Here is a 343-nt window from a genome sequence, read left to right on the forward strand (position 1 = left end):
ATGTTCTAAGAAAGGATGTAATCCTCCGGCCCGAAAGCCGGAGGGAAAGGGAGATTAGTGCGCGCGACCTTGCTCTACGCCGTACCCGGTCTGGGAACGGATGAACTGAGCACGGAACTGCTCGCGTTCGCGGTTGCCTTCTTCTGAGTTGTCGGTCGCAGAGAAGAACCAGATCCCGAGGAACGCTACGCTGATGGAGAACAGCGCCGGATATTCATACGGGAAAATGGCTTTTTCGTGACCGAGAATCTGGACCCAAATGGTTGGGCCGAGAATCATCAATACTACCGCTGTTAACAGACCTAACCAGCCACCCAGCATTGCGCCACGGGTGGTCAGTCTT

Annotated in this window: 1 pseudogene; it reads right to left on the minus strand. The window is 54.8% G+C overall.

Annotation, left to right across the window (positions count from 1 at the left end):
* Positions 1-54: 54 nt before the first annotated feature.
* Positions 55-343, minus strand: a pseudogene (gene actP / locus FDX22_RS22580) (cation acetate symporter); the annotation flags it as partial.

This window comes from Citrobacter sp. TBCS-14, from assembly GCF_005280805.1.
Taxonomy (GTDB): Bacteria; Pseudomonadota; Gammaproteobacteria; order Enterobacterales; family Enterobacteriaceae; genus Citrobacter; species Citrobacter gillenii.